The following is a 20624-nucleotide window of genomic DNA, read 5'->3' as shown; positions in this document are numbered from 1 at the left end:
GTTCTTCCTGCGCCGAGGGGAGCGGGCCGAAAGGCCGGAGCCCCGAGGAGCAAGCTAGAACGAGGACCCCGCAGGGGCTTGAGTTCCAGTGGCCTATGGTGTAATTGGCAGCACGACTGATTCTGGTTCAGTTAGTCTTGGTTCGAGTCCAGGTAGGCCAGCTCGCAGAGCTTATCTGCAAAGCCCCCGTTGTGTAGCGGCCTAGCACGCTGCCCTCTCAAGGCAGTAGCGCCGGTTCGAATCCGGTCGGGGGTACTGATCCTGATCTTGTCGGGATCGCTAGGGCCCCCGTTGTGTAGCGGCCTAGCACGCCGCCCTCTCAAGGCGGTAGCGCCGGTTCGAATCCGGTCGGGGGTACTGACTGGTCTAAACCATCATTGGTCTATGGTGTAATTGGCAGCACGACTGATTCTGGTTCAGTTAGTCTTGGTTCGAGTCCAGGTAGACCAGCTCGGACCTGCGGAAACGCAGGATCCACGCCCCCGTTGTGTAGCGGCCTAGCACGCCGCCCTCTCAAGGCGGTAGCGCCGGTTCGAATCCGGTCGGGGGTACACAGGGAAGGCCCTCCACTTCGGTGGGGGGCCTTCGTCGTACCCGGGCGCTACTCGAAACCGTAGCGGCGCGCCGACTCCTCCTCCTGGGCCAGCCGGCGCAGTGCCTGCAGCATCGGCTCGGTCAGCACCGAGCCGAGCACCGCCGTCTCCACCTTCTCCGCCTCCGTCGGATGCGTCTCCACGACGTCCAGGTCGAGTTTGGCCACCTCGTGCATCAACGTGCCGTAGGACGCGAGCAGTTCGAACCCCCACTCGTAACCGAGGCGGCGGAACGCGGCCACCGCCACCACCAAGGAGCGGTACGAGGGGGAGATCGTCGTCAGCAGTTTCGCGTTCGACCAGCCCAACCGGTCCAGCAGCTCGTCCACCTCCCGGTGTGCCGCCTGTACGAACACGTCGTCCTCGTCCGGCTCCGGTACCTGCGGCAGTGCCCACAGGGCCGCACCCAGCCGGATCGTGCGGCCCAGGGCGTAGTCGTCGACGTGGCGCAGCACCTCCCGGACCGTGGCCACCGGGATCCCGCCGACCTGGATCATCGCGCGCACCAGCCGCAGCCGGCGCAGATGCCCGTCGTCGTACTCCGCCGTCGTGGGGTTGATCTGGCGGCCCGGCGGCAACAGGCCTTCGCGCAGGTAGTACTTGATCGTCGCGGTGGACACACCGCTGCGTCTGCTCAGTTCGGCGAGCCGCATGTCTTGCGCTCCTTCTTGGATAACGGCACTATCCAATCATCGCTATTTGGATAGCGCCGCTCACCAACAAGGGGGAAGTGGTCATGGTCACCCGTACGACCGCTGATGCGAAGGGCGACGTCGTCGTCCTGCTGATCGGCATGCGCATCAACCGGTTCTGGGCCGTGCACCTGTGGCTGCCCGTGATGCTCGCGATGCTGCGGATGCTCCGAGAGCTGGAGAAGGACCCCGCGCGAGGGCTGCGGGCCAAGGTCATGCTGACGGCGTCGCCACGGACGTACTACATCGTGCAGTACTGGGAGTCCAAGGCGAAGCTGTACGCCTACGCGACCGCGCCGGACGCGTTCCACCACAAGGCGTGGGCCACGCTCAACCGCAAGGAGCGCAGCGGCAAGCTGCGCGGGCAGGTCGGGATCTGGCACGAGACGTACGTCGTGCCGGAGGGGTCGTACGAGGCGATCTACGACGACATGCCCGCGTTCGGGCTGGCCGCCGCGCACGGGCAGATCCCGCTGGAGAAGCGGGGCCGGTACGCGAAGGACCGGTTCGCCCACCGGTCGGGACAGGCGCCGGTGGCCGAGAAGGCCGGCTGACGGGGGGACGGGGGAGCGAGGAGGGCCTGCCGCGGCGTTGAGGCAGGCCCTCCTCGGTGCTTTCCGAAGCCCCGAAGGGCGCGGGGCTCAGCCCGAGCGGCGCAGGGCCTCCGACAGGCGCGCTGCCGCGTCGATGACCGCCTGGGCGTGCATACGGCCCGGGTGGCGGGTCAGGCGCTCGATGGGGCCCGAGACGGAGACGGCGGCCACGACGCGGTTGGAGGGGCCGCGTACGGGCGCGGAGACGGACGCCACGCCCGGCTCGCGCTCGCCGATGGACTGGGCCCAGCCGCGGCGCCGTACGCCCGACAGGGCCGTCGCCGTGAAGCGGGCACCCTGCAGGCCCCGGTGCAGACGCTCGGGCTCCTCCCAGGCCATGAGGATCTGCGCCGAGGAGCCGGCCTTCATCGTGAGCGTGGAGCCCACCGGGACGGTGTCCCGCAGGCCGGACAGGCGTTCCGCCGCGGCCACGCAGATACGCATGTCACCCTGGCGTCGGTAGAGCTGCGCGCTCTCGCCGGTGACGTCGCGGAGGTGGGTGAGCACGGGGCCTGCCGTGGCGAGCAGGCGGTCCTCGCCGGCCGCCGCCGCAAGCTCCGCGAGGCGCGGGCCGAGAATGAAACGGCCCTGCATGTCGCGTGCCACCATGCGGTGGTGTTCCAAGGCCACGGCCAGGCGGTGAGCCGTGGGTCGTGCCAGTCCGGTGGCCCCGACCAGACCCGCGAGGGTGGCCGGACCGGACTCCAGAGCGCTCAGGACGAGGGCCGCCTTGTCCAGAACGCCGACGCCGCTACTGTTGTCCATGCAACGATACTCACGTCTCACTCTGTGAAACGCAAGTTCAATTTTCCGTGGAACGCGCCACCCTGGAATCACACAGCGGCCCGCGGACCAACGGGCCCGGTGGCGGACGCCCGGAATCACGACACCTGGGGCGCGGGCGTCTCCTCCTCAAGATCTCTAGTTGGGCCGGTGGACGTTTGCCGGCCGGAGGGAAAGCGATGGGTAGGACACTCGCGGAGAAGGTCTGGGACGACCATGTCGTCCGGCGCGCCGAGGGCGAGCCCGACCTCCTCTTCATCGATCTGCACCTGCTGCACGAGGTGACCAGCCCGCAGGCCTTCGACGGGCTGCGCAAGAGCGGTCGGCAGGTGCGCCGTCTCGACCTCACCATCGCGACCGAGGACCACAACACCCCGACCCTCGACATCGACAAGCCCATCGCGGACCCGGTCTCCCGGGCCCAGCTGGAGACGCTGCGCAAGAACTGCGCCGAGTTCGGCGTCCGGCTGCACCCGCTCGGTGACGTCGAGCAGGGCGTGGTGCACGTGGTCGGTCCGCAGCTCGGACTGACCCAGCCGGGCACGACCGTCGTCTGCGGCGACTCCCACACCTCCACGCACGGTGCCTTCGGCGCGCTGGCGTTCGGCATCGGCACCTCGCAGGTCGAGCACGTGCTGGCCACCCAGACGCTGCCCCTGGCCCGCCCGAAGACCATGGCCATCACGGTCGACGGCGAGCTGCCCGAGGGCGTCACCGCCAAGGACCTGATCCTGGCGATCATCGCCAAGATCGGTACGGGCGGCGGCCAGGGCTACATCCTGGAGTACCGCGGCTCCGCCATCGAGAAGCTCTCGATGGAGGCCCGGATGACCATCTGCAACATGTCGATCGAGGCCGGCGCCCGCGCGGGCATGATCGCCCCCGACGAGACCACCTTCGCGTACCTCAAGGGCCGCCCGCACGCCCCCGAGGGCGCCGACTGGGACGCCGCGGTGGAGTACTGGAAGACCCTGCGGACGGACGAGGACGCGGTCTTCGACGCCGAGGTCCACATCGACGCCGCGTCGCTCTCCCCGTTCGTCACCTGGGGCACCAACCCCGGCCAGGGCGCGCCGCTTTCGGCGGCCGTCCCCGACCCGGCTTCGTACGAAGACGCTTCGGAGCGCCTCGCCGCCGAAAAGGCCCTGGAGTACATGGGGTTGGAGGCCGGCCAGCCGCTGCGCTCCATCAAGGTGGACACCGTCTTCGTAGGCTCGTGCACCAACGGCCGCATCGAGGACCTGCGCGCCGCCGCCGAGCTGCTGAAGGACCGCAAAGTCGCCGACGGCGTACGGATGCTGGTCGTCCCCGGCTCCGCGCGGGTCGGTCTGCAGGCCGTCTCCGAGGGCCTGGACGTGGTCTTCAAGGAGGCCGGCGCCGAATGGCGGCACGCGGGCTGCTCGATGTGCCTCGGCATGAACCCGGACCAGCTGGCCCCGGGTGAGCGCTCCGCCTCCACCTCCAACCGCAACTTCGAGGGCCGGCAGGGCAAGGGCGGCCGTACCCACCTGGTGTCGCCGCAGGTCGCGGCCGCCACCGCCGTCCTGGGCCACCTGGCCTCGCCCGCCGACCTGACCGACGCAACCGCCGCGCCCGCTGGAGTCTGATCAGCCATGGAAGCCTTCACCACGCACACCGGCCGGGCCGTCCCGCTGCGCCGCAGCAACGTCGACACCGACCAGATCATCCCTGCTCACTGGCTCAAGAAGGTCACGCGGGACGGGTTCGAGGACGGCCTGTTCGAGGCCTGGCGTAAGGACCCCGAGTTCGTCCTCAACCGCCCCGAGCGGCAGGGCGCGACCGTCCTGGTCGCCGGCCCCGACTTCGGCACCGGCTCCTCCCGTGAGCACGCCGTCTGGGCGCTGCAGAACTACGGCTTCAAGGCCGTGATCTCCGCCCGCTTCGCGGACATCTTCCGGGGTAACTCGCTGAAGAACGGCCTGCTCACGGTGGTTCTGGACCAGAAGGTCGTGGACGCGCTGTGGGAGCTCACGGAAGCGGACCCCACTGCTGAGGTCACTGTGGACCTTGAGGCTCGTGAGGTTCGTGCGGAGGGCATCACCGCCTCCTTCGAGCTGGACGAGAACTCCCGCTGGCGGCTGCTGAACGGCCTGGACGACATCTCCATCACCCTCCAGAACGAGGCCGACATCGCCGCGTACGAGGCCAAGCGGCCGTCCTACAAGCCGCGGACGCTCCAGGCCTGATCTCCAGGTCTGATTTCGGCCACCGCGCCACCCCGTCTGTACCCCCGATCGCCACGATTGGGGGTACAGCCATGTCTGGACCCGGACGGACCTGCGGGATTCTTACGCTTCGCTCAACTTCCCACGTTAGACAGGGCGTTGAGGGGGTAGGTGAGTGCAATGATCGCGGCCTCCGCAAGTGCCTGTAAGGCCATTTGAGGCGGCAGTTGCACCCTGCGCAGGCGACAACTCGCCCCAGATGGCACAATCTGTGCATGGGACACGACGGCCAACTCCAGCTCTATACGGCGGTCGCGAACCAGCTCAAGGAAGCGCACGCAAGAGTGCGCGCACTGCAAGTCCCGGAGGGCGTACGGATGGCGCTGACCCGGAAGCTGCTGGTCATTACGGCCGCGGCCAAGCACGATCTCGCCGCTGCGGCGAGGCGGCTCGAACGGTTCAACGCGGACCTCGACGAGGGTCGGATCCCCGAAGAGGACCGCTGAACAGACCGAGACCGCCGAGTCCGTTGCGGCACAAGGGTGATAAGCCCGTTTCGTGTTTGATTTGCGGTATATATCTGCCTAACGTGCGAAAAAGCTTGAACACTTTCGTTCTGGCGATGTCTCCGAAGGGGAAGACGTGAACAAGGCGCAGCTCGTAGAAGCGATTGCCGACAAGATGGGCGGCCGCCAGCAAGCGGCCGATGCTGTCGACGCGGTCCTGGACGCCATCGTCCGCGCGACCGTCGCGGGCGACCGGGTCTCGGTCACCGGCTTCGGGTCCTTCGAGAAGGTGGACCGCCCCGCCCGTTACGCCCGTAACCCCCAGACGGGCGAGCGGGTTCGGGTCAAGAAGACCTCCGTGCCGCGCTTCCGCGCGGGCCAGGGCTTCAAGGACCTGGTGAGCGGTACGAAGAAGCTCCCGCGCGGTGGCGAGGTCGCCGTCAAGAAGGCGCCCAAGGGCAGCCTGACCGGCGGCGCCGCGGCGACGGTCAAGAAGGCCGCCGCGAAGAAGGTCACCAAGGCGGCCGCGAAGAAGGTCACGGCGAAGAAGGCGGCTCCGGCGAAGAAGGCCGCCGTCAAGAAGGCCGTGGCGAAGAAGGCGCCCGCCAAGAAGACCACGGCGGCCGCCAAGACCACCGCGGCGAAGACCACCGCGGCGAAGAAGGCGACGGCCAAGAAGGCCCCGGCCAAGAAGGTCACCGCGAAGAAGGCGCCGGCCAAGAAGTCGACGGCCCGCAAGACCACGGCGAAGAAGACCACCGCGCGCAAGGCGACGTCGTAGGTCCACAGGGCACTCACGCGCCGGGCCGGACTCCCTCGGGGAGCCCGGCCCGCGGCGTGTGTGAAGGCAGTACGGGCAGTTACAGGGTCTGCAGGGTGACGAGCGTGATCCGCAGGGCGTTCCCCTCGCCCTCGGTCTCGATCCGCACCCGCTGCCCGGGCCGCAGGAGCAACAGGCCCCCGGCGTCGAACGCGGCGGTGTCGTAGGGGAGGGGGGTGCCGTCGTCGAGCAGCACCTGTCCGCTGCGCGTCGCTGGGTCGTAGGTGTATGCCGTGGCCTGCATGATGTTCAGCCTACGGGGCGCTCAGCAAACCCGCCGCAGCAGCAGTCGTGTACGGCCCCACCCCCAGGGCCAGCGCCGCACGCAGATCATTCCCGGTGTCCACGTCCTGCCGTACCGAATCCACGCCGGCCAGGGTGAGTTCCTTTGCGCCCGAGGTGCGGTGGCGGCTGCGCGAATCGGGGCCGAACGCCGGGTGCAATTCCTGTTCCGGGCCCGCGGCCAGCAACGTCGTGCCGATCTCCGCCGCGTCCGCGAGAAACGCGCGGGGGAATTCCGCTGCGGCCGCCAGTACGCGGGCCAGTTCGAGCGGGCGCAGGGCCGGCAGGTCGGCGTTCAGGGCCGCCACGGGGGCGCAGGGGCGATATGCGCGCACCGCGGCCGCGCCGTGCGCCAGAGCGGCGTTCAGGCCGTCCGCGGGGGTGTCGGGGACGATGCGTGCGCCCAGCGCCGCCAGCTCGCGGCCGGCCCGCTCGTCGTCCGTGACGACCGCCACACTCGCCACGGCCGCACACGCCAGCGCCGCCGCCACCGTGTCCTGCGCGAACGCCAGCGCCAGCCCCGGGCGCACCCCGTCCGCCGCCGTGTCCGACAGCCTGCTCTTGGCCCGCGCCAACGGTTTCAGGGGGATGACCAAGGTCCACTGCACCGGCGTACCGTCCCTCTCTTGTCGCGCTCATTGTCACCTGGGGCATCCGAGGACACGAAAATCAGGGGGTGTGCGAAGCTCCTTGCAAGGGTGGGGTGGGCGACGGGCGGGCGTACGGTGTTCTCGACAGACCGGCGGTCCGGGGCGACACTGTTGCGGCCCCCGCCGGGGTGGCAGCCCCTAGAGGAAGGTGTCCTAGTGCCCCGCCGCAGAATCGGCTTCTGGTACCGCTTCGCCGCGGTGATCTGCAAACCGCCGCTGGTGATTCTGATCAAGCGGGACTGGCGCGGAATGGAGCACATTCCGGCCGAGGACGGATTTATCACCGTGGTGAACCACAATTCCCACGTGGACCCCTTCGCGTACGCGCACTATCAGTACAACACCGGACGTGTTCCGCGATTCCTGGCGAAGAGCGGACTTTTCAAGAAGGGATTCATCGGCGCCGCCATGCGCGGCACCGGGCAGATCCCCGTCTACCGCGAGTCCACCGACGCGCTCAGCGCCTTCCGGGCCGCGATCGACGCCGTGGAGCGCGGCGAGTGCGTCGCCTTCTACCCCGAGGGCACCCTCACCCGCGACCCGGACGGCTGGCCCATGACCGGCAAGACGGGCGCCGCCCGCGTGGCCCTGCAGACCAAGTGCCCGGTGATTCCGGTCGCCCAGTGGGGCGCCAACGAACTGCTGCCGGCGTACGCCAAGAAGCCGAACCTCTTTCCGCGCAAGACGCACCACGTGCTCGCGGGCCCGCCCGTGGACCTCTCGCGCTTCTACGGCAGGGAGATGACCCCGGAGCTGCTCAAGGAGGCCACCGAGGTCATCATGGCGGCCATCACCCGCCTGCTGGAGGAGATCCGCGGCGAGAAGGCGCCCGAGACGCCCTACGACCCGCGCCGCGAGCGGATCGAACAGCGGCGCCGCACCCGGGCGCAGACCGAGACGCAGACCCAGACGCAGACCCACCAGGCACAGACGCAGGGCAGCGAACCGGAGGGGCAGGGCAAGTGAGCAAGGCGGTCAAGGCGGCGGTCTTCAGCGCCGGTTCGTGGGGCACGGCCTTCGCCATCGTGCTCGCCGACGCCGGATGCGAGGTCACCCTGTGGGCCCGGCGTGCCGAGGTCGCGGAGGCGATCAACACCACCCGCACCAACCCCGACTACCTGCCGGGCGTCGAACTCCCCGAGAACGTCCGGGCGACCACCGACCCCGCCGAGGCTCTGGCCGGCGCCGACTTCACGGTCCTGTCCGTGCCCTCCCAGACCCTGCGCGAGAACCTCGCCGAGTGGACCCCGCTGCTGGCCCCGGACACCGTGCTCGTCTCCCTGATGAAGGGCGTCGAACTCGGTTCCACCATGCGGATGAGCGAGGTCATCCAGGACGTCGCCAAGGTCGGCCCGGAGCGCATCGCCGTCGTCACCGGGCCCAACCTGGCCCGCGAGATCGCCGCCCGGATGCCCGCCGCCGCCGTCGTCGCCTGCGCCGACGAGGCCGTCGCCCGCCGCCTGCAGGCCGCCTGCCACACGCCGTACTTCCGCCCGTACACGGAGACCGACGTGGTGGGCTGCGAGCTCGGCGGTGCCGTGAAGAACGTCATCGGGCTCGCCGTCGGCATCGCGGACGGCATGGGGCTCGGCGACAATGCCAAGGGCTCGCTCATCACCCGCGGCCTCGCCGAGACCGCGCGGCTCGGGGTCGCGCTCGGCGCCGACCCGCTGACCTTCTCCGGACTCGCGGGCCTCGGCGACCTGGTGGCCACCTGCTCCTCGCCGCTGTCGCGCAACCACACCTTCGGCACCAACCTCGGCAAGGGCATGACCCTTGAGGAGACCATCGCGGTCACCAAGCAGACCGCCGAGGGCGTCAAGTCCTGCGAGTCCGTGCTGGATCTGGCCCGCCGGCACGGCGTCGACATGCCCATCACCGAGACGGTCGTCGCCATCGTGCACGAGGGCAAGTCGCCGGTGACCGCCGTCAAGGAGCTGATGTCGCGCAGCGCGAAGCCGGAACGACGCTGAGCGAACCCGCCCGTCTTTGTCCGTTCCCGGGCGGAGTCGACGCTGTATCCGGGCTCTACCAACGGGTACTCTCAACGCGATATGAGCACCGAGAACCTTCCCCAGAGCCCTGAGCAGCCGTCGCGGAAGCCGCGTGTGGCCGTCGTGTTCGGCGGGCGCAGCTCCGAACACGGGATCTCCGTGGTCACCGCCGGCGCCGTCCTCAAGGCCATCGACCGGACGAAGTACGACGTCCTGCCGATCGGCATCACCCAGGACGGCCGGTGGGCGCTCACCGCCGACGAGCCGGAGCGCATGGCCATCACCGACCGCCGCACGCCCAGCGTCGACCAGCTCGCCGAGTCGCACGAGGGCGGCGTGGTGCTCCCCGTCGACCCGGCCAACCGCGAGGTCGTCTACACCGAGCCCGGCTCCGTGCCCAAGGCGCTCGGCGAGGTCGACGTGGTCTTCCCGGTGCTCCACGGCCCCTACGGCGAGGACGGCACCCTCCAGGGCCTCCTGGAGCTGTCCGGGGTGCCGTACGTGGGCGCCGGTGTGCTCGCCTCGGCCGTCGGCCAGGACAAGGAGTACATGAAGCGGGTCTTCACCTCCTTCGGGCTCAAGGTCGGCCCGTACCTGGTGATCCGCCCCCGCGAGTGGGCGCAGGACGAGTCCGCCGCCCGCAAGAAGATCATCGACTTCGCCGGCGAGCACGGCTGGCCGCTGTTCGTGAAGCCCGCGCGCGCGGGGTCGTCCATCGGCATCACCAAGGTCGACGACCTGTCCGGCCTGGACGAGGCGATCGCCACCGCGCAGGCGCACGACCCCAAGATCCTGGTCGAGGCCGCCGTACGCGGCCGTGAGATCGAGTGCGGCGTCCTGGAGTTCGAGGACGGCCCGCGCGCCTCCGTGCCGGCCGAGATCCCGCCGCCGGACGCGCACGCGTACTACGACTTCGAGGCCAAGTACATCGACTCCACGCCCGGCATCGTCCCGGCGCCGCTCACCGAGGAGCAGACGGCCGAGGTGCGCCGGCTCGCGGTGGAGGCGTTCGAGGCGGTCTCCTGCGAGGGCCTGGTCCGCGCGGACTTCTTCCTCACCGAGGACGGCGAGTTCGTGATCAACGAGGTCAACACCCTGCCCGGCTTCACGCCGATCTCGATGTACCCGCAGATGTGGCAGGCCACCGGCGTCAGCTACCCCGAGCTGATCGACCGCCTGGTCCAGGCCGCGCTGCGCCGCCCGACCGGGCTTCGCTGACCGGCTGGCAGGTCATCCGCGCATGGAGGCGATCCCCGTCGGGATCGCCTCCTTCACGGCCGACGCGAGCCCCGTGAGCACCGTCGTGCCCTCCTCCTGCGCGGACATCCCCTTGGGCAGGCTGACCTGCACATAGGCCGTGCGATTGGCCGTGGTGAACCGCCAGGTGCCGTCGCCGAGCTTCTCCATCAGCCAGTCGACGCCGTCCACCCCGCCCGCGATCGCGTCACGGTCGCCCCCTTCGGCCACCTTCGGATCGACCATCTTCGGCGGCCGTGCGACACCGCAGCGCAGTATGATCGCCGGGCTTCCCCAGCCCGCCGTGTAGGCGGACCGGGGTGCGGGGTCGTTGCGGCTGCGACCGTCGAGCTTCTGCGGCAGGACCCGGTGCAGGGCCCGGCACACCGGAGCCGTCCTCGCGTCGGGGGTGGGAACCGCCACCGTCGCGCTGTCGTCTGCCGAGGAACAGCCCGCGACCGCGAGCAGCAGCGCGGGCGCGAGCAGGACGAGGGGCCGGTGACGGAAGATGTTCACCGGCCAAGCGTAGACGGGGGCTACAGATGCACGACCGGGCAGGTCAGGGTGCGGGTGATGCCGTCCACTTGCTGGACCTTGGCGACCACCATGCGGCCGAGATCGTCGACCGTGTCGGCCTGGGCGCGCACGATGACGTCGTACGGACCCGTCACGTCCTCGGCCTGGATCACTCCAGGGATCTTGCTGATGGTCTCGGCGACGGTCGACGCCTTGCCGACCTCCGTCTGGATCAGGATGTACGCCTGTACCACGGAACCTCCAGGGCGGCCACGAGGATCATGTGGGGAAAAGGAACGCCACGGTATCGCGTCGCCGCTCCCCGAGGGGAGACCTGCGGGAACCGGGCTTGCGCGCCAGGGTGCAGGCACGGCGGAGGTTGACGGTCGCCTTCGACCGCAACGGACGGTCATCCTGACCGCAGCGGACGGTCGGACCGACCGCAACGACGGTCATCTCGACCGTATCGGGGACACTGATGACGCGCGAGTGGGCACGGCAAGGCAGAGAAGGGGAGCCAGGGAAATGAAGGGCACTGTTGGTGAGCTCGGGGAATTCGGGCTCATCAGGGAGCTCACCTCCCGTCTCACCACCACCCCGGCGGTGCGGATCGGCCCCGGCGACGACGCCGCGGTGGTCGCCGCGCCCGACCGGCGCGTGGTGGCGAGCACCGACATCCTGCTGGAGGGGCGGCACTTCCGCCGCGACTGGTCCACGGCCTACGACGTGGGACGCAAGGCGGCCGCCCAGAACCTCGCCGACATCGCCGCGATGGGCGCCGTGCCGACCGCCCTGCTGCTCGGCCTGGTCGTGCCCGCCGAACTGCCGGTGACCTGGCCGAGCGAGCTGATGGACGGCCTGCGCGACGAGTGCCAGGTCGCGGGCGCCTCCGTGGTCGGCGGGGACGTCGTACGCGGCGACACGATCATGGTGTCGATCACCGCGCTCGGCGATCTGCGCAACCAGGAGCCCGTCACGCGCGCGGGAGCCCAGCCGGGCGACGTGGTGGCCGTCACGGGCTGGCTGGGCTGGTCCGCGGCCGGTTACGCGGTCCTCTCCCGCGGTTTCCGCTCCCCGCGCGCCTTCGTGGAGGCCCACCGCCGCCCCGAGCCGCCCTACCACGCGGGCCCGGCCGCCGCGGGGCTCGGCGCGACCGCGATGTGCGACGTGAGCGACGGCCTGATCGCCGACCTCGGGCACATCGCCGAGGCGAGCAAGGTCCGCATCGACATCCGCTCCGGCGCGATCGACATCCCGACCCAGATGAACGACATCGGTCAGGCCGTCGGCGTGGACCCGCTGCAGTGGGTGCTGACCGGGGGAGAGGACCACGCGATCGTCGCGACCTTCCCGCCGGACACCAAGCTGCCGGCCCGCTGGAAGGTCATCGGTGAGGTCCTCAACCCCTCCGCGCTGCCCCAGGTGACCGTCGACGGGGCGCCCTGGACCAGCAAGGGCGGCTGGGACCACTTCGGGGACATCGAGTCATGATCCCTCGGGTGCTCACGGTGGCCGGCTCGGACTCCGGCGGCGGCGCCGGCATCCAGGCCGACCTGAAGACGATGCTGGCGCTCGGGGTGCACGGGATGAGCGTGATCACGGCCGTGACCGCGCAGAACTCGCTGGGCGTGCAGGGCGCCTGGGAGCTGCCCGCGGCGGCGGTACGGGCCCAGTACCGCAGCGTGGTGGACGACATCGGGGTGCAGGCCGTGAAGACCGGCATGCTGGGCTCGGCCGAACTGGTCGAGACGGTCGCCGAGTTGATCTCCGGTACGGACGCGCCGGCCGTGGTGGACCCGGTGGGCGTCTCCAAGCACGGCGACCCGCTGCTGGCCGCCTCCGCGCTGGACTCCGTGCGCACGAAGCTGCTCCCGGTGGCGACCGTGGCGACGCCGAACCTCGACGAGGTGGCCCAACTCACGGGGGTGCGCGTCGAGTCGGAGGAGGGCATGCGACGGGCCGCGGCGGCCGTGCTGGCGTACGGGCCGCGCTGGGTGCTGATCAAGGGCGGGCACTTGACCGGCGATGCCGTGGATCTTCTGACGGACGGCTCGGCGGAGCACTGGCTGCGGGCCCCGCGCCACACCAACCGGCACACGCACGGCACGGGCTGCACGCTGGCCTCCGCGATCGCGTCGGGGCTGGCGAAGGGACGATGCGTCCCGGAGGCCGTCACGGCGGCCAAGGAGTACGTCACGGGCGCGATCGCGGCCGGGTTCGCGCTGGGCGCGGGGATCGGGCCGGTGGATCACGGCTGGCGCTTCAGGGCCTGATCCGGCGCGGGTACGGCGCGTGGGTGGGGCGCCTGGGTACGGCGTGTGTGGGTACGGCGCGTGTGGGTACGGCAAAAAGCCGGCCCACCCAGAGGTGGACCGGCTCAGTGCAGCGAACCAGCAGTGGCCGCGCGCTCAGCTGTTGGCGTCAGCGCGAGACCTTGCCGGCCTTGATGCACGAGGTGCAGGCGTTCACGCGCTTCGGCGTCCCGCCGACCACGGTACGCACACGCTGGATGTTCGGGTTCCAGCGGCGGGACGTACGGCGGTGCGAGTGCGAGATGTTGTTGCCGAAGCCCGGCCCCTTGCCGCAGACGTCGCAGTTGGCAGCCACGGGTCACTCCAAAGACTTCAGATGCACTTACGGTTAATCCCGGCATGCCGGGAATCGAGATCGTAAGACCTGAATCTGAGTGGCGGTGCCAGGGGAACAGCCCGATGTGGATCGGGCAACCGGAGCAGCATACAACGACTGCGTCCGTCCTAGGAAACTACCATGGCAGCTCAGGGCCCCGCTCCCGGCCCTCTTCCGCCGGACGCCCGATCGGGGTCTACGCTGCGTCCCACGTACGGCCGGCTCAGGGAGGCGCAGGTGGCGCAGGTGCCGCAGACATTCTTCGATGCTCTCGCGGTGCGCACCTGGTGCGGTCTGGCCCTCGGCGCACTGGGGCGGGCCCGCGAGGAGATCGACGCGATCAACGTCTACCCGGTGGCCGACGGGGACACCGGCACGAACCTCTACCTCACCCTGGAATCGGCGGCGACGGCCGTGGAGGCCGTGTTCTCCGGTTACGAGGCGGGCGACGGGGAGCCGTCCCTCGCGGATGCCGTGCACGCGATGGCCCACGGCGCGCTCATCGGCGCCCGGGGCAACTCCGGGACGATCCTCGCGCAGCTGCTGCGGGGGATGGCCCAGGTGCTCGCCGAGGACGACGAGGCGGTCGGTGAGGAGTCCCGCACCGACGGTGCCGGGCTGCGGCTGGCGCTGCGGCGGGCCGCCGACTCCGCCCGGCAGGCCGTGGCCCACCCCGTGGAGGGGACGGTGCTGACGGTCGCCTCGGCCGCCGCCGACGCCGCCGACGCCGCCGAGGGGGCCGAGGGCGACTGCGGGGCGGTCGCGCGCGCGGCCTACGAGGGCGCCCGAGCGGCCCTGGCGGCGACTCCGGGCCAGCTGGAGGTGCTGGGCAGGGCCGGAGTGGTCGACGCGGGCGGACGCGGCCTCGTGGCGGTGCTGGGCGCGCTGGTGGAGGCGTGCACGGGGGAGGCGGTAAGGGAGGCGCCGGGGGGCCCGGGCGTCGTGGCCGTCGTTTCCGAGGCGCACGCGCGTGTGGCGCTCGTTTCCGGCAACGGGCCGTGTGCCGACGGAAACGGTCCCGACGGGCCCGCCTACGAGGTGATCTACCTCCTGGAGGCCGACGACACGGCCGTGGACCGGCTCCGGGGACGGCTCGACGCCCTCGGTGACTCCCTGGTCGTGGTCGGCGGCGACGGGCTGTGGAACGTCCATGTGCACGTGGACGACGCCGGTGCCGCCGTGGAGGCGGGCGTGGAGGCCGGGCGGCCGTACCGGATCCGGATCACGCACTTCGGGCTCGGGGACGTGCACACCGGGCGCGGACGGCCCCCGCGCGAGCGGGTGCAGCGGGCCGTCGTCGCCGTCGTACCGGGCGAGGGCCTGGCCGGGCTGTACGCCGAGGCCGGCGCCACCACCGTCCTCGCGCGCCCCGGGGAGCCGCCCGCCAGCGGGGAGCTGGTGCAGGCGGTACGGCGGGCCCACGCGCGCGAGGTCGTCCTGCTGCCCAACGACGCCGAGCTGCGCCACACGGCCGCCGCGGCCGCCGAGCAGGCCCGCGCCGAGGGCATCCGCGTGGCCCTGATCCCGACCCGCTCGGCGGTCCAGGGCATCGCCGCGCTCGCGGTGCACGAGCCGGGACGCCGGTTCGACGAGGACGTCGTCCAGATGACCTCGGCGGCCGGCGCCACACGGTACGCCGAGGTCGTCGTCGCCGAGCACGAGTCCTGGACGACCGCCGGCATCTGCCAGGCCGGGGACGTCCTCGGGCTGATCGACGGCGACGTGGCGGTGATCGGCCCCGACGTCACCGCCACCGCGGTCACCGTCCTGGACCGCATGCTCCAGGCCGGCGGCGAGCTGGTCACCCTCGTCGTGGGCGACGAGGCCCCCGAGACCGTCACCGACCACCTGGAGACCCGGGTGCGCGAGTCCTACCTCGCCGTCGACACCGTGGTGTACCGGGGAGGCCGGCAGGGGGCGCTGCTGCTCATCGGGGTGGAGTGAGGGGCGGGGAGGGGAGGGCTGGGGTGCGCGTGGGACTCAGTCCTCCAGGCCGAGCATCTGGGTGGCCTCCGTCCGCCGCTCCCGCACCGTCGCGTCCTCGTCGCCGGCGTCCTCGTAGGCCGCGAGCACGGCACGCGCGCGTGTGATCGCCTCGGCGGGCCTGCCGAGATTGGCCTCCAGCCAGCCCGCAGCCAGTTCGGCACCGGTACGGCTGTGCAGCCCGTCCGCGCCGAGCGTGCCGAACAGCGCGGCAGCCCGGTCCATGTGACCCAGCGCGGCCTCGAAGGCACCCTGGATCAAGCCGTCCTCGGCCCCTTCCGTGTCCTCCTCGTCGGCCTCCTCGGTCGCGGAGCGGGCCAGCAGATCGCCGAACTGGCGGTGGGTGGTCCCCAGTTCGGCCGTGAGCTCCTCGCGGGCCACCGGGTCCGCGGCGGCCGCCAGCGCGTCCTCGCACGTACGCACCGCGTCCGCCATCAGCGCTCGCCCACTCTCCGCCCCGGCGCCCTCGCGCAGGGCCAGCCACGCGCGGGCACGCAGTGAGCGCACCAGGAACTGCGGGTTGCCCAGCGCCCGCCACAGTTCGCCCGCGCGCGCGTACGCCTGCTCGGCCTCCGCCAGGAGACCGGCGTGGCCCAGGGACTCGGCGGCGAGATGGGCGAGCGTGGCGTGGTCCTGCTGCTCGGGCCAGTGCCGGGCGAACTCGGCGGCCCGCAGCCGGCGTTCGGCGGCCGCCCGGTGATCACCCAGCTCGCCCAGACAGTCACCGAGCCACCACAGCGCCTGTACGACGGCCCCGTCGCCGTGCGTCTCGGCGGACAGCTCGGTCAGGGCCGACTCCAGCACCTCCGCGGCCTCCGCGCACCGCCCCTGCCGCAGCAGGAATCCGCCCAGCTGCTGCCTGGCCCAGGCGCCCAGCGTGCCGCTCTCGCCCGCCTCGTCGGCCCAGTGCGCGGCCTGGAGGGCATGTTCGGCGGCCTCGACGACCTCACCGCGCCCGCCGACGACCTCGGCGAGCTGCAGATGCAACTGGGCCCGACCGACCGGCTCCACGTACGGCCCGCCGTGCTCCAGGGCGGACCGCAGCGCCCGCTCGGCCCCGGCCGCGTCACCGGCCTGATGGGCGAGGGAGGCGACCTGCACCTCGTACTCCACGGCGAACCACGGCAGCCCGGCGTCGATGTAGGCGCCGACGGCCTCGCGGAACAACGCGGCAGCGCGCCCGGCGTCTCCGCGCAGCCCGGCCAGCTCACCGAGCATCCCCCGCGCCTCCGCGGCCCGCGCCGCCAACCGCACGTCCTGCGCATCACACCCGCCGACGAGAGCGATCACCTCCCGCACAGCCTGCTCGGCGAGCGCGGCGGCATCCACCCCACCACCCCCATACACCGGCCACTGCGTCCCGGCTGCCTCCTGCCCCGGCTCCGGTTCGCTCTGCCGAGGTGCCGGTCGGCCGCCCGTCGTCCCGTCCGGCCCGGCATCCTCAGGGACCGGCCACTGCGTCCCGGCTGCCTCCTGCCCCGGCTCCGGTTCGCTCTGCCGAGGGGCCCTTTGGTCGGCCGCTGTTCCGTCCGCCCTGGTGCTCCCAGGCGCCGGCTGCTCGGGGCCGGCTTCCTCCGGGCCCGGCTCGCCCTGCCGTGGGGCCGGTTGGTCGGATTCCGTCCCTTCCGGGGCCGCCTCGGCCGGTTCTGGTCTGCCCGAGGTGGGTCCCGCCGGTGCCGAACCGTCCGGGGTCGTCCCGGCTGCCGCCGGCTCGAACACCGTGCCCTCGTGCACGCCCCGCATCAGGATCCGGGCCCGGCTCATCACCACCGACGCCGTCTGCCGTACCCCGGTGCCCTCGTCGGCGTACAGGGCGAGGATCTCGTCGTACAGGGCCGTGACCGTTGTCAGGGCCGCGTCCACCTCGCCGGTCAGTGCGCGGACGTACGCTCCACGCGCGCGTGCCGCCAGCGCCTCGCCGGGGTCGCCGGCCTCGGCGTACAGCGCCGCAGCCCGCTCGAACAGCTCGATGCCCTCGGGGCCGCGGGCCATCGCCTCGTGGTCGGCGATCTCCGCGCGGTCGCGGGGCGACAGTTCCGCGTCTTCCGCCGCCTGCGCGACCGCGGCCCAGGCCTCCAGCGCGTGCGGGCGCAGCGTTTCCGACAGGTGCCGTGCCTCCGCCAGCCGGGTGGCCAGGTCGGACGACTCCGGCGGCGGGGGCGCCTGCGGTGGTGCCGGTGCCGTACGCGTCGTGCGCACGCCCAGGGGCAGGCGGTCCACCAGCGGGCGTCGGGCCATGCGCGCGCGTGCCCGGTCGCCGACGTACGACGTGCCGTTGCGCCGGTCGAACCGCTCGGCCAGCTCCAGGGTCTCCACGCGCGCGTGGGCGCCGAGTTCGTCCGCCGTCCAGCTTCGCCCGGCCGGGCCCGGCACCCGCCGGCCGCCGAGGCCCAGCTCGGTCAGCCGGTCCATCAGCAGGGTCACCACGGCCAGGAAGTCCAGGCGGCTGCGCGGGTGCCCGGTGTCCGTGAAGTACGCCGGCCGCTCGGCGAGCAGCTCCAGACCGCGCGCCTCGTTGCCGGTCAGCGCGCAGAACTCCACATGGTCGGCGTACGCGGCGCGCATCGACTCCATCGGGCGTACGAGGCGAAAGCCCCGCAGGTGATGCGCGCGAGCCTCGTCCACACGGCCCAGCCGCAGCAGCGGGACCAGCGAGGACGCCAGCACGGTGTGCGGTTCGTGCGCGCAGGTGAACTCGCCCTCCAGCACCGGCCGCCACAGCTCCAGGGCCTCGGCGTCCCGGCCGCGGGTGACCTGCCACTCGCCCTGCCCGTGCAGCTCGCACGCGTGGCAGTCGGCCATCTCGTCCCGGTCCGCGGCCAGCCACGCGTCGTAGGCCCGCTCCGCGCGCGCGAGGTCGCCGATGTGGGCGGCCACGCTGAACTCGGCGCTGTGCACGGCCCGTTCGGAGTGCCCGGCGAGCCGGTAGCGGTGCGCCATCTCGCCGAGCCACTTCTCGACCGAGGCGAGCGGCACGTGCGGCTGGTCCAGCATGCCCGCCGACATCCACTTGAAGACCCAGTGCAGCGCGTGCGTCTCGTACGCGTCGAAGTCCTCCGGCCGCTCGTCCCACATGCGCAGCAGCCGCGCGAACGGGACGAACATCCTGTCCTTCTCGGAGCTGTAGTTGTAGACCTTCAGCTGGTGCCCGAGCGCCTCGATCACGGCGAGCGGGATGCCCAGCCGCTCGGCGTCGGCGAGGAGCTGCTCCGCGCGCGCGTTGCGGGCGGGACCCTCCGGCTGCTCGGAGTTCTCCGCCATCGCCCGGCGCAGTGCCTCGAAGTCGGTGATCTCACCCATCAGCGCTCGCCTTCCCCATGAGTGGCCCACTCCAGCAGGCCGATGAACGCCCGGTTGAGCAGCGCCGAGTCGGCCGGCCGCAGCGGGCGCTGCGCCATCAGCAGGGCCTGTCCGTACAGCGACTCGGTGGCGGTGCCGATCAGTTCGGGGTCCTGCAGTGAACCGATGCGCCGCACCAGCGGGTTGAGATGGTTGAGCACCAGACGCGCGCGCGGGGCGCTGCCGCGCAGCGAGCCCAGGATGCCCGCCCACAGGTCGTCGGCCTGCTCCTCGGCGTCCGCGCGTGCCTGCTCGTGCCGGGCGGCCCGGTCGTCCAGGTGCAGCGCGGGCACGGAGAGCGGATGAAAGGCCCGTAGGACGACGTCACAGCCCAGCGGGTCGAGCTTCACGCGCGCGGCGGCGAGGAAAGCCGACAGCGCCAGCTCCTCGGCCGGGTCCACGGAGTCCAGGTGCGCGGTCACGGTGTCCGCGTCCAGCTCGGCGACCGGTGTCCCGGGCCGCACCGACGGCAGCGCCTCGACCAGCTCGCTGTCGTACGTGTAGCCGCCGTTGATCAGGCCGATACCCTGCGCGGACGCGATCGGCGCGACCTGCCGGTACTCCTCGACGGTCCGCGTGAAGTGCACCACCGGGTGCCGCTGCGCGAACTCCTCCAGGGACAGCTGCCCGTCGGTCGTCTCGAACGGCAGCCACGGCAGCATCGTGCGCAGCATCTCGCCGTCGTGCCGGGCGAGGGACTTGACCCCCAGATGGTGCACGGCGAGGAAGGCCCGCAGCCGCTCCGGGTCACCGGCGGCGAGTCCCGTGAGCCACGAGCGAATCCTTTCACCGAGCGCCTCTCGCACGGCGGCCAGCGTCTCGTCCTCGTACAGCGACTCGCGCGAGGCCGTGGGCCGCAGGCTGTCGGTGTCCAGCACACAGCGCACGAAGAACGCCCAGTCCGGCAGCAGCTGTTCGGCCCGCTCGGTCAGCAGCATGCCCTTCAGATGCACCCGGTGACGCGCCCGCTGCGCCGGGCTGACCGCCGCCGGCAGCACGTACGCCACCCCGCGGATCCCGGCCAGCGGCACGTCCAGGTCGATCGAGTCCAGCGGAGTGAACCCGAACAGCTCATGACAGTGCCGGGCCAGCGCCACCCTTCTGCTCGCGGGGCTCGGGTACGGCCGGTCCCAGGGCGCGGGCAGGTCGGTGACGGGCTCCTCGCCCACCCGGATGTCGTACGGCAGCAGCGAGCCGAAGTCCCGGGCCAGGGCCAGCACCCGGGGCTCGGTCAGCCACTCGCCGGCCCCGGCCCGCGCCACCAGGTGGACGGTCGTACCGGGTTCGGGGCGGGCGTCGTGCGGCAGCGTGCGGACGCGGTACGAGCCGTCGTCGCTCGCCGTCCACTCCACCGGCGGCGCATCGGGCGTACGAGCGCTGCGGCTGACCACCCGGATCCGCTCGGCGACCACGAAACAGGCCAGCAGGCCGATCCCGAACTGGCCGAGGAAATCGGAGCGGGCCTCGCGCAGTCCGTCGGCCCGCTTGGAGCTGCGGCCGATGGTCGCCAGCAGACCGTGGACGTCCGCCTCGGTGAGCCCGATGCCGGTGTCCTCCACCCGCAGCGCCCCGCCGTCCGCGTACAGCCGTACCCGGGCCGGGGTATCGGGCTGTTCGGCGCGCCGGGCGGTGACGGCGTCCACGGCGTTCTGCAGCAGCTCGCGCAGATAGACCCGGGGACTGGAGTAGAGGTGGTGCGAGAGCAGGTCCACCAGACCGCGCAGGTCGACCTGGAACGTGTGAGGTGGGTGAGGTGACTGGGATGCCTGGGATGACTGTGAGGTCTGGGAGTCCATCGTCACTGCGCCGGAGGGGGAGTGCGT

Annotated in this window: 20 protein-coding genes and 5 tRNA genes; 16 read left to right on the top strand and 9 right to left on the bottom strand. The window is 71.6% G+C overall.

Annotation, left to right across the window (positions count from 1 at the left end):
- Nucleotides 1–89: 89 nt before the first annotated feature.
- From O1G22_RS12800 to O1G22_RS12780, 5 genes are all read left to right on the top strand, one after another.
- A tRNA-Gln gene (locus O1G22_RS12800) sits at nt 90–161 on the top strand.
- A 21-nt stretch (nt 162–182) separates the two neighbouring features.
- Nucleotides 183–255: transfer RNA gene (locus tag O1G22_RS12795), tRNA-Glu, on the top strand.
- A 29-nt stretch (nt 256–284) separates the two neighbouring features.
- Nucleotides 285–357 (top strand) — tRNA-Glu (locus O1G22_RS12790).
- 21 nt (nt 358–378) lie between these two features.
- Nucleotides 379–450: transfer RNA gene (locus O1G22_RS12785), tRNA-Gln, on the top strand.
- Between the two features lie 28 nt (nt 451–478).
- Nucleotides 479–551, top strand: a tRNA-Glu gene (locus tag O1G22_RS12780).
- A 50-nt stretch (nt 552–601) separates the two neighbouring features.
- Here O1G22_RS12780 and O1G22_RS12775 read toward each other — a convergent pair.
- Nucleotides 602–1246: a MerR family transcriptional regulator gene (locus tag O1G22_RS12775; protein WP_270081474.1), complete on the bottom strand. Its 645-nt coding sequence runs from the start codon at nt 1244–1246 to the stop codon at nt 602–604.
- 83 nt (nt 1247–1329) lie between these two features.
- Here O1G22_RS12775 and O1G22_RS12770 point away from each other — a divergent pair, with 83 nt between their 5' ends.
- The gene (locus O1G22_RS12770; RefSeq protein WP_270081473.1) at nt 1330–1839 is read left to right on the top strand and encodes a DUF4188 domain-containing protein; all 510 of its coding nucleotides are present in this window, start codon (nt 1330–1332) and stop codon (nt 1837–1839) included.
- Nucleotides 1840–1926: 87 nt separating this feature from the next.
- On the opposite strand, the gene ndgR is transcribed toward O1G22_RS12770, so the two are convergent.
- Complete coding sequence (ndgR, locus tag O1G22_RS12765; RefSeq protein ID WP_009320373.1) at nt 1927–2643, bottom strand: IclR family transcriptional regulator NdgR; 717 nt, start codon at nt 2641–2643, stop codon at nt 1927–1929.
- A 197-nt stretch (nt 2644–2840) separates the two neighbouring features.
- Between ndgR and leuC the strand changes: the two genes are divergently transcribed.
- The 4 genes from leuC to O1G22_RS12745 all read left to right on the top strand — a co-directional run bounded on the left by leuC (nt 2841) and on the right by O1G22_RS12745 (nt 6134).
- Nucleotides 2841–4268: a 3-isopropylmalate dehydratase large subunit gene (leuC, locus tag O1G22_RS12760; RefSeq protein ID WP_225099314.1), complete on the top strand. Its 1428-nt coding sequence runs from the start codon at nt 2841–2843 to the stop codon at nt 4266–4268.
- A gap of 6 nt (nt 4269–4274) precedes the next feature.
- Nucleotides 4275–4868, top strand: coding sequence for a 3-isopropylmalate dehydratase small subunit (gene leuD / locus O1G22_RS12755; protein ID WP_270081472.1), 594 nt, complete (start codon nt 4275–4277; stop codon nt 4866–4868).
- A 254-nt stretch (nt 4869–5122) separates the two neighbouring features.
- Complete coding sequence (locus tag O1G22_RS12750) at nt 5123–5353, top strand: SCO5555 family protein (RefSeq protein ID WP_270081471.1); 231 nt, start codon at nt 5123–5125, stop codon at nt 5351–5353.
- Nucleotides 5354–5489: 136 nt separating this feature from the next.
- Nucleotides 5490–6134: an HU family DNA-binding protein gene (locus O1G22_RS12745; protein WP_270081470.1), complete on the top strand. Its 645-nt coding sequence runs from the start codon at nt 5490–5492 to the stop codon at nt 6132–6134.
- 79 nt (nt 6135–6213) lie between these two features.
- On the opposite strand, the gene O1G22_RS12740 is transcribed toward O1G22_RS12745, so the two are convergent.
- Both O1G22_RS12740 and cofC read right to left on the bottom strand, forming a co-directional pair.
- Complete coding sequence (locus O1G22_RS12740) at nt 6214–6417, bottom strand: hypothetical protein (RefSeq protein ID WP_225099310.1); 204 nt, start codon at nt 6415–6417, stop codon at nt 6214–6216.
- A 10-nt stretch (nt 6418–6427) separates the two neighbouring features.
- Entirely contained in the window at nt 6428–7063 is a 636-nt protein-coding gene (gene cofC / locus O1G22_RS12735; protein ID WP_270081469.1) for a 2-phospho-L-lactate guanylyltransferase, read from the bottom strand.
- A gap of 198 nt (nt 7064–7261) precedes the next feature.
- Here cofC and O1G22_RS12730 point away from each other — a divergent pair, with 198 nt between their 5' ends.
- The 3 genes from O1G22_RS12730 to O1G22_RS12720 all read left to right on the top strand — a co-directional run bounded on the left by O1G22_RS12730 (nt 7262) and on the right by O1G22_RS12720 (nt 10317).
- Entirely contained in the window at nt 7262–8071 is an 810-nt protein-coding gene (locus O1G22_RS12730) for a lysophospholipid acyltransferase family protein (protein ID WP_270081468.1), read from the top strand.
- On the top strand, nt 8068–9078 hold the full coding sequence (locus O1G22_RS12725; RefSeq protein ID WP_270081467.1) for an NAD(P)H-dependent glycerol-3-phosphate dehydrogenase: 1011 nt from the start codon (nt 8068–8070) through the stop codon (nt 9076–9078). Before O1G22_RS12730 ends, O1G22_RS12725 begins: the two co-directional genes overlap by 4 nt.
- An 81-nt stretch (nt 9079–9159) precedes the next feature.
- A complete protein-coding gene (locus tag O1G22_RS12720) occupies nt 9160–10317 on the top strand; it encodes a D-alanine--D-alanine ligase family protein (protein ID WP_270081466.1) in 1158 nt (385 codons plus the stop codon).
- 12 nt (nt 10318–10329) lie between these two features.
- On the opposite strand, the gene O1G22_RS12715 is transcribed toward O1G22_RS12720, so the two are convergent.
- Nucleotides 10330–10851: a DUF3515 domain-containing protein gene (locus tag O1G22_RS12715; protein ID WP_270081465.1), complete on the bottom strand. Its 522-nt coding sequence runs from the start codon at nt 10849–10851 to the stop codon at nt 10330–10332.
- 20 nt (nt 10852–10871) lie between these two features.
- Nucleotides 10872–11105 carry an Lrp/AsnC family transcriptional regulator gene (locus tag O1G22_RS12710; protein ID WP_003997603.1) on the bottom strand — a complete coding sequence of 78 codons (234 nt, stop codon included), beginning with the start codon at nt 11103–11105 and terminating at the stop codon, nt 10872–10874.
- A 271-nt stretch (nt 11106–11376) separates the two neighbouring features.
- Here O1G22_RS12710 and O1G22_RS12705 point away from each other — a divergent pair, with 271 nt between their 5' ends.
- The gene (locus O1G22_RS12705; RefSeq protein WP_270081464.1) at nt 11377–12342 is read left to right on the top strand and encodes a thiamine-phosphate kinase; all 966 of its coding nucleotides are present in this window, start codon (nt 11377–11379) and stop codon (nt 12340–12342) included.
- The gene (thiD, locus tag O1G22_RS12700) at nt 12339–13124 is read left to right on the top strand and encodes a bifunctional hydroxymethylpyrimidine kinase/phosphomethylpyrimidine kinase (RefSeq protein ID WP_270081463.1); all 786 of its coding nucleotides are present in this window, start codon (nt 12339–12341) and stop codon (nt 13122–13124) included. The genes O1G22_RS12705 and thiD overlap by 4 nt, the downstream gene beginning before the upstream one ends.
- Nucleotides 13125–13272: 148 nt before the next feature.
- Here the strand turns inward: thiD and rpmB are convergent, their stop codons facing one another.
- On the bottom strand, nt 13273–13458 hold the full coding sequence (gene rpmB, locus O1G22_RS12695) for a 50S ribosomal protein L28 (protein WP_003993230.1): 186 nt from the start codon (nt 13456–13458) through the stop codon (nt 13273–13275).
- A 258-nt stretch (nt 13459–13716) separates the two neighbouring features.
- Here rpmB and O1G22_RS12690 point away from each other — a divergent pair, with 258 nt between their 5' ends.
- A complete protein-coding gene (locus O1G22_RS12690) occupies nt 13717–15423 on the top strand; it encodes a DAK2 domain-containing protein (protein ID WP_270081462.1) in 1707 nt (568 codons plus the stop codon).
- 36 nt (nt 15424–15459) lie between these two features.
- Here O1G22_RS12690 and O1G22_RS12685 read toward each other — a convergent pair whose 3' ends face one another.
- Nucleotides 15460–18762 (bottom strand): tetratricopeptide repeat protein, encoded by a 3303-nt coding sequence (locus O1G22_RS12685; RefSeq protein ID WP_270081461.1) that lies wholly within the window; start codon nt 18760–18762, stop codon nt 15460–15462.
- Complete coding sequence (locus O1G22_RS12680) at nt 18762–20597, bottom strand: HSP90 family protein (protein ID WP_270081460.1); 1836 nt, start codon at nt 20595–20597, stop codon at nt 18762–18764. The genes O1G22_RS12685 and O1G22_RS12680 overlap by 1 nt, the downstream gene beginning before the upstream one ends.
- Nucleotides 20598–20624 lie beyond the last annotated feature (27 nt).

Origin of the sequence: Streptomyces camelliae (assembly GCF_027625935.1) — a bacterium.
In the GTDB taxonomy this organism is placed as follows: Bacteria; Actinomycetota; Actinomycetes; order Streptomycetales; family Streptomycetaceae; genus Streptomyces; species Streptomyces camelliae.
This window is presented reverse-complemented; position numbering and strand designations above follow the sequence as displayed.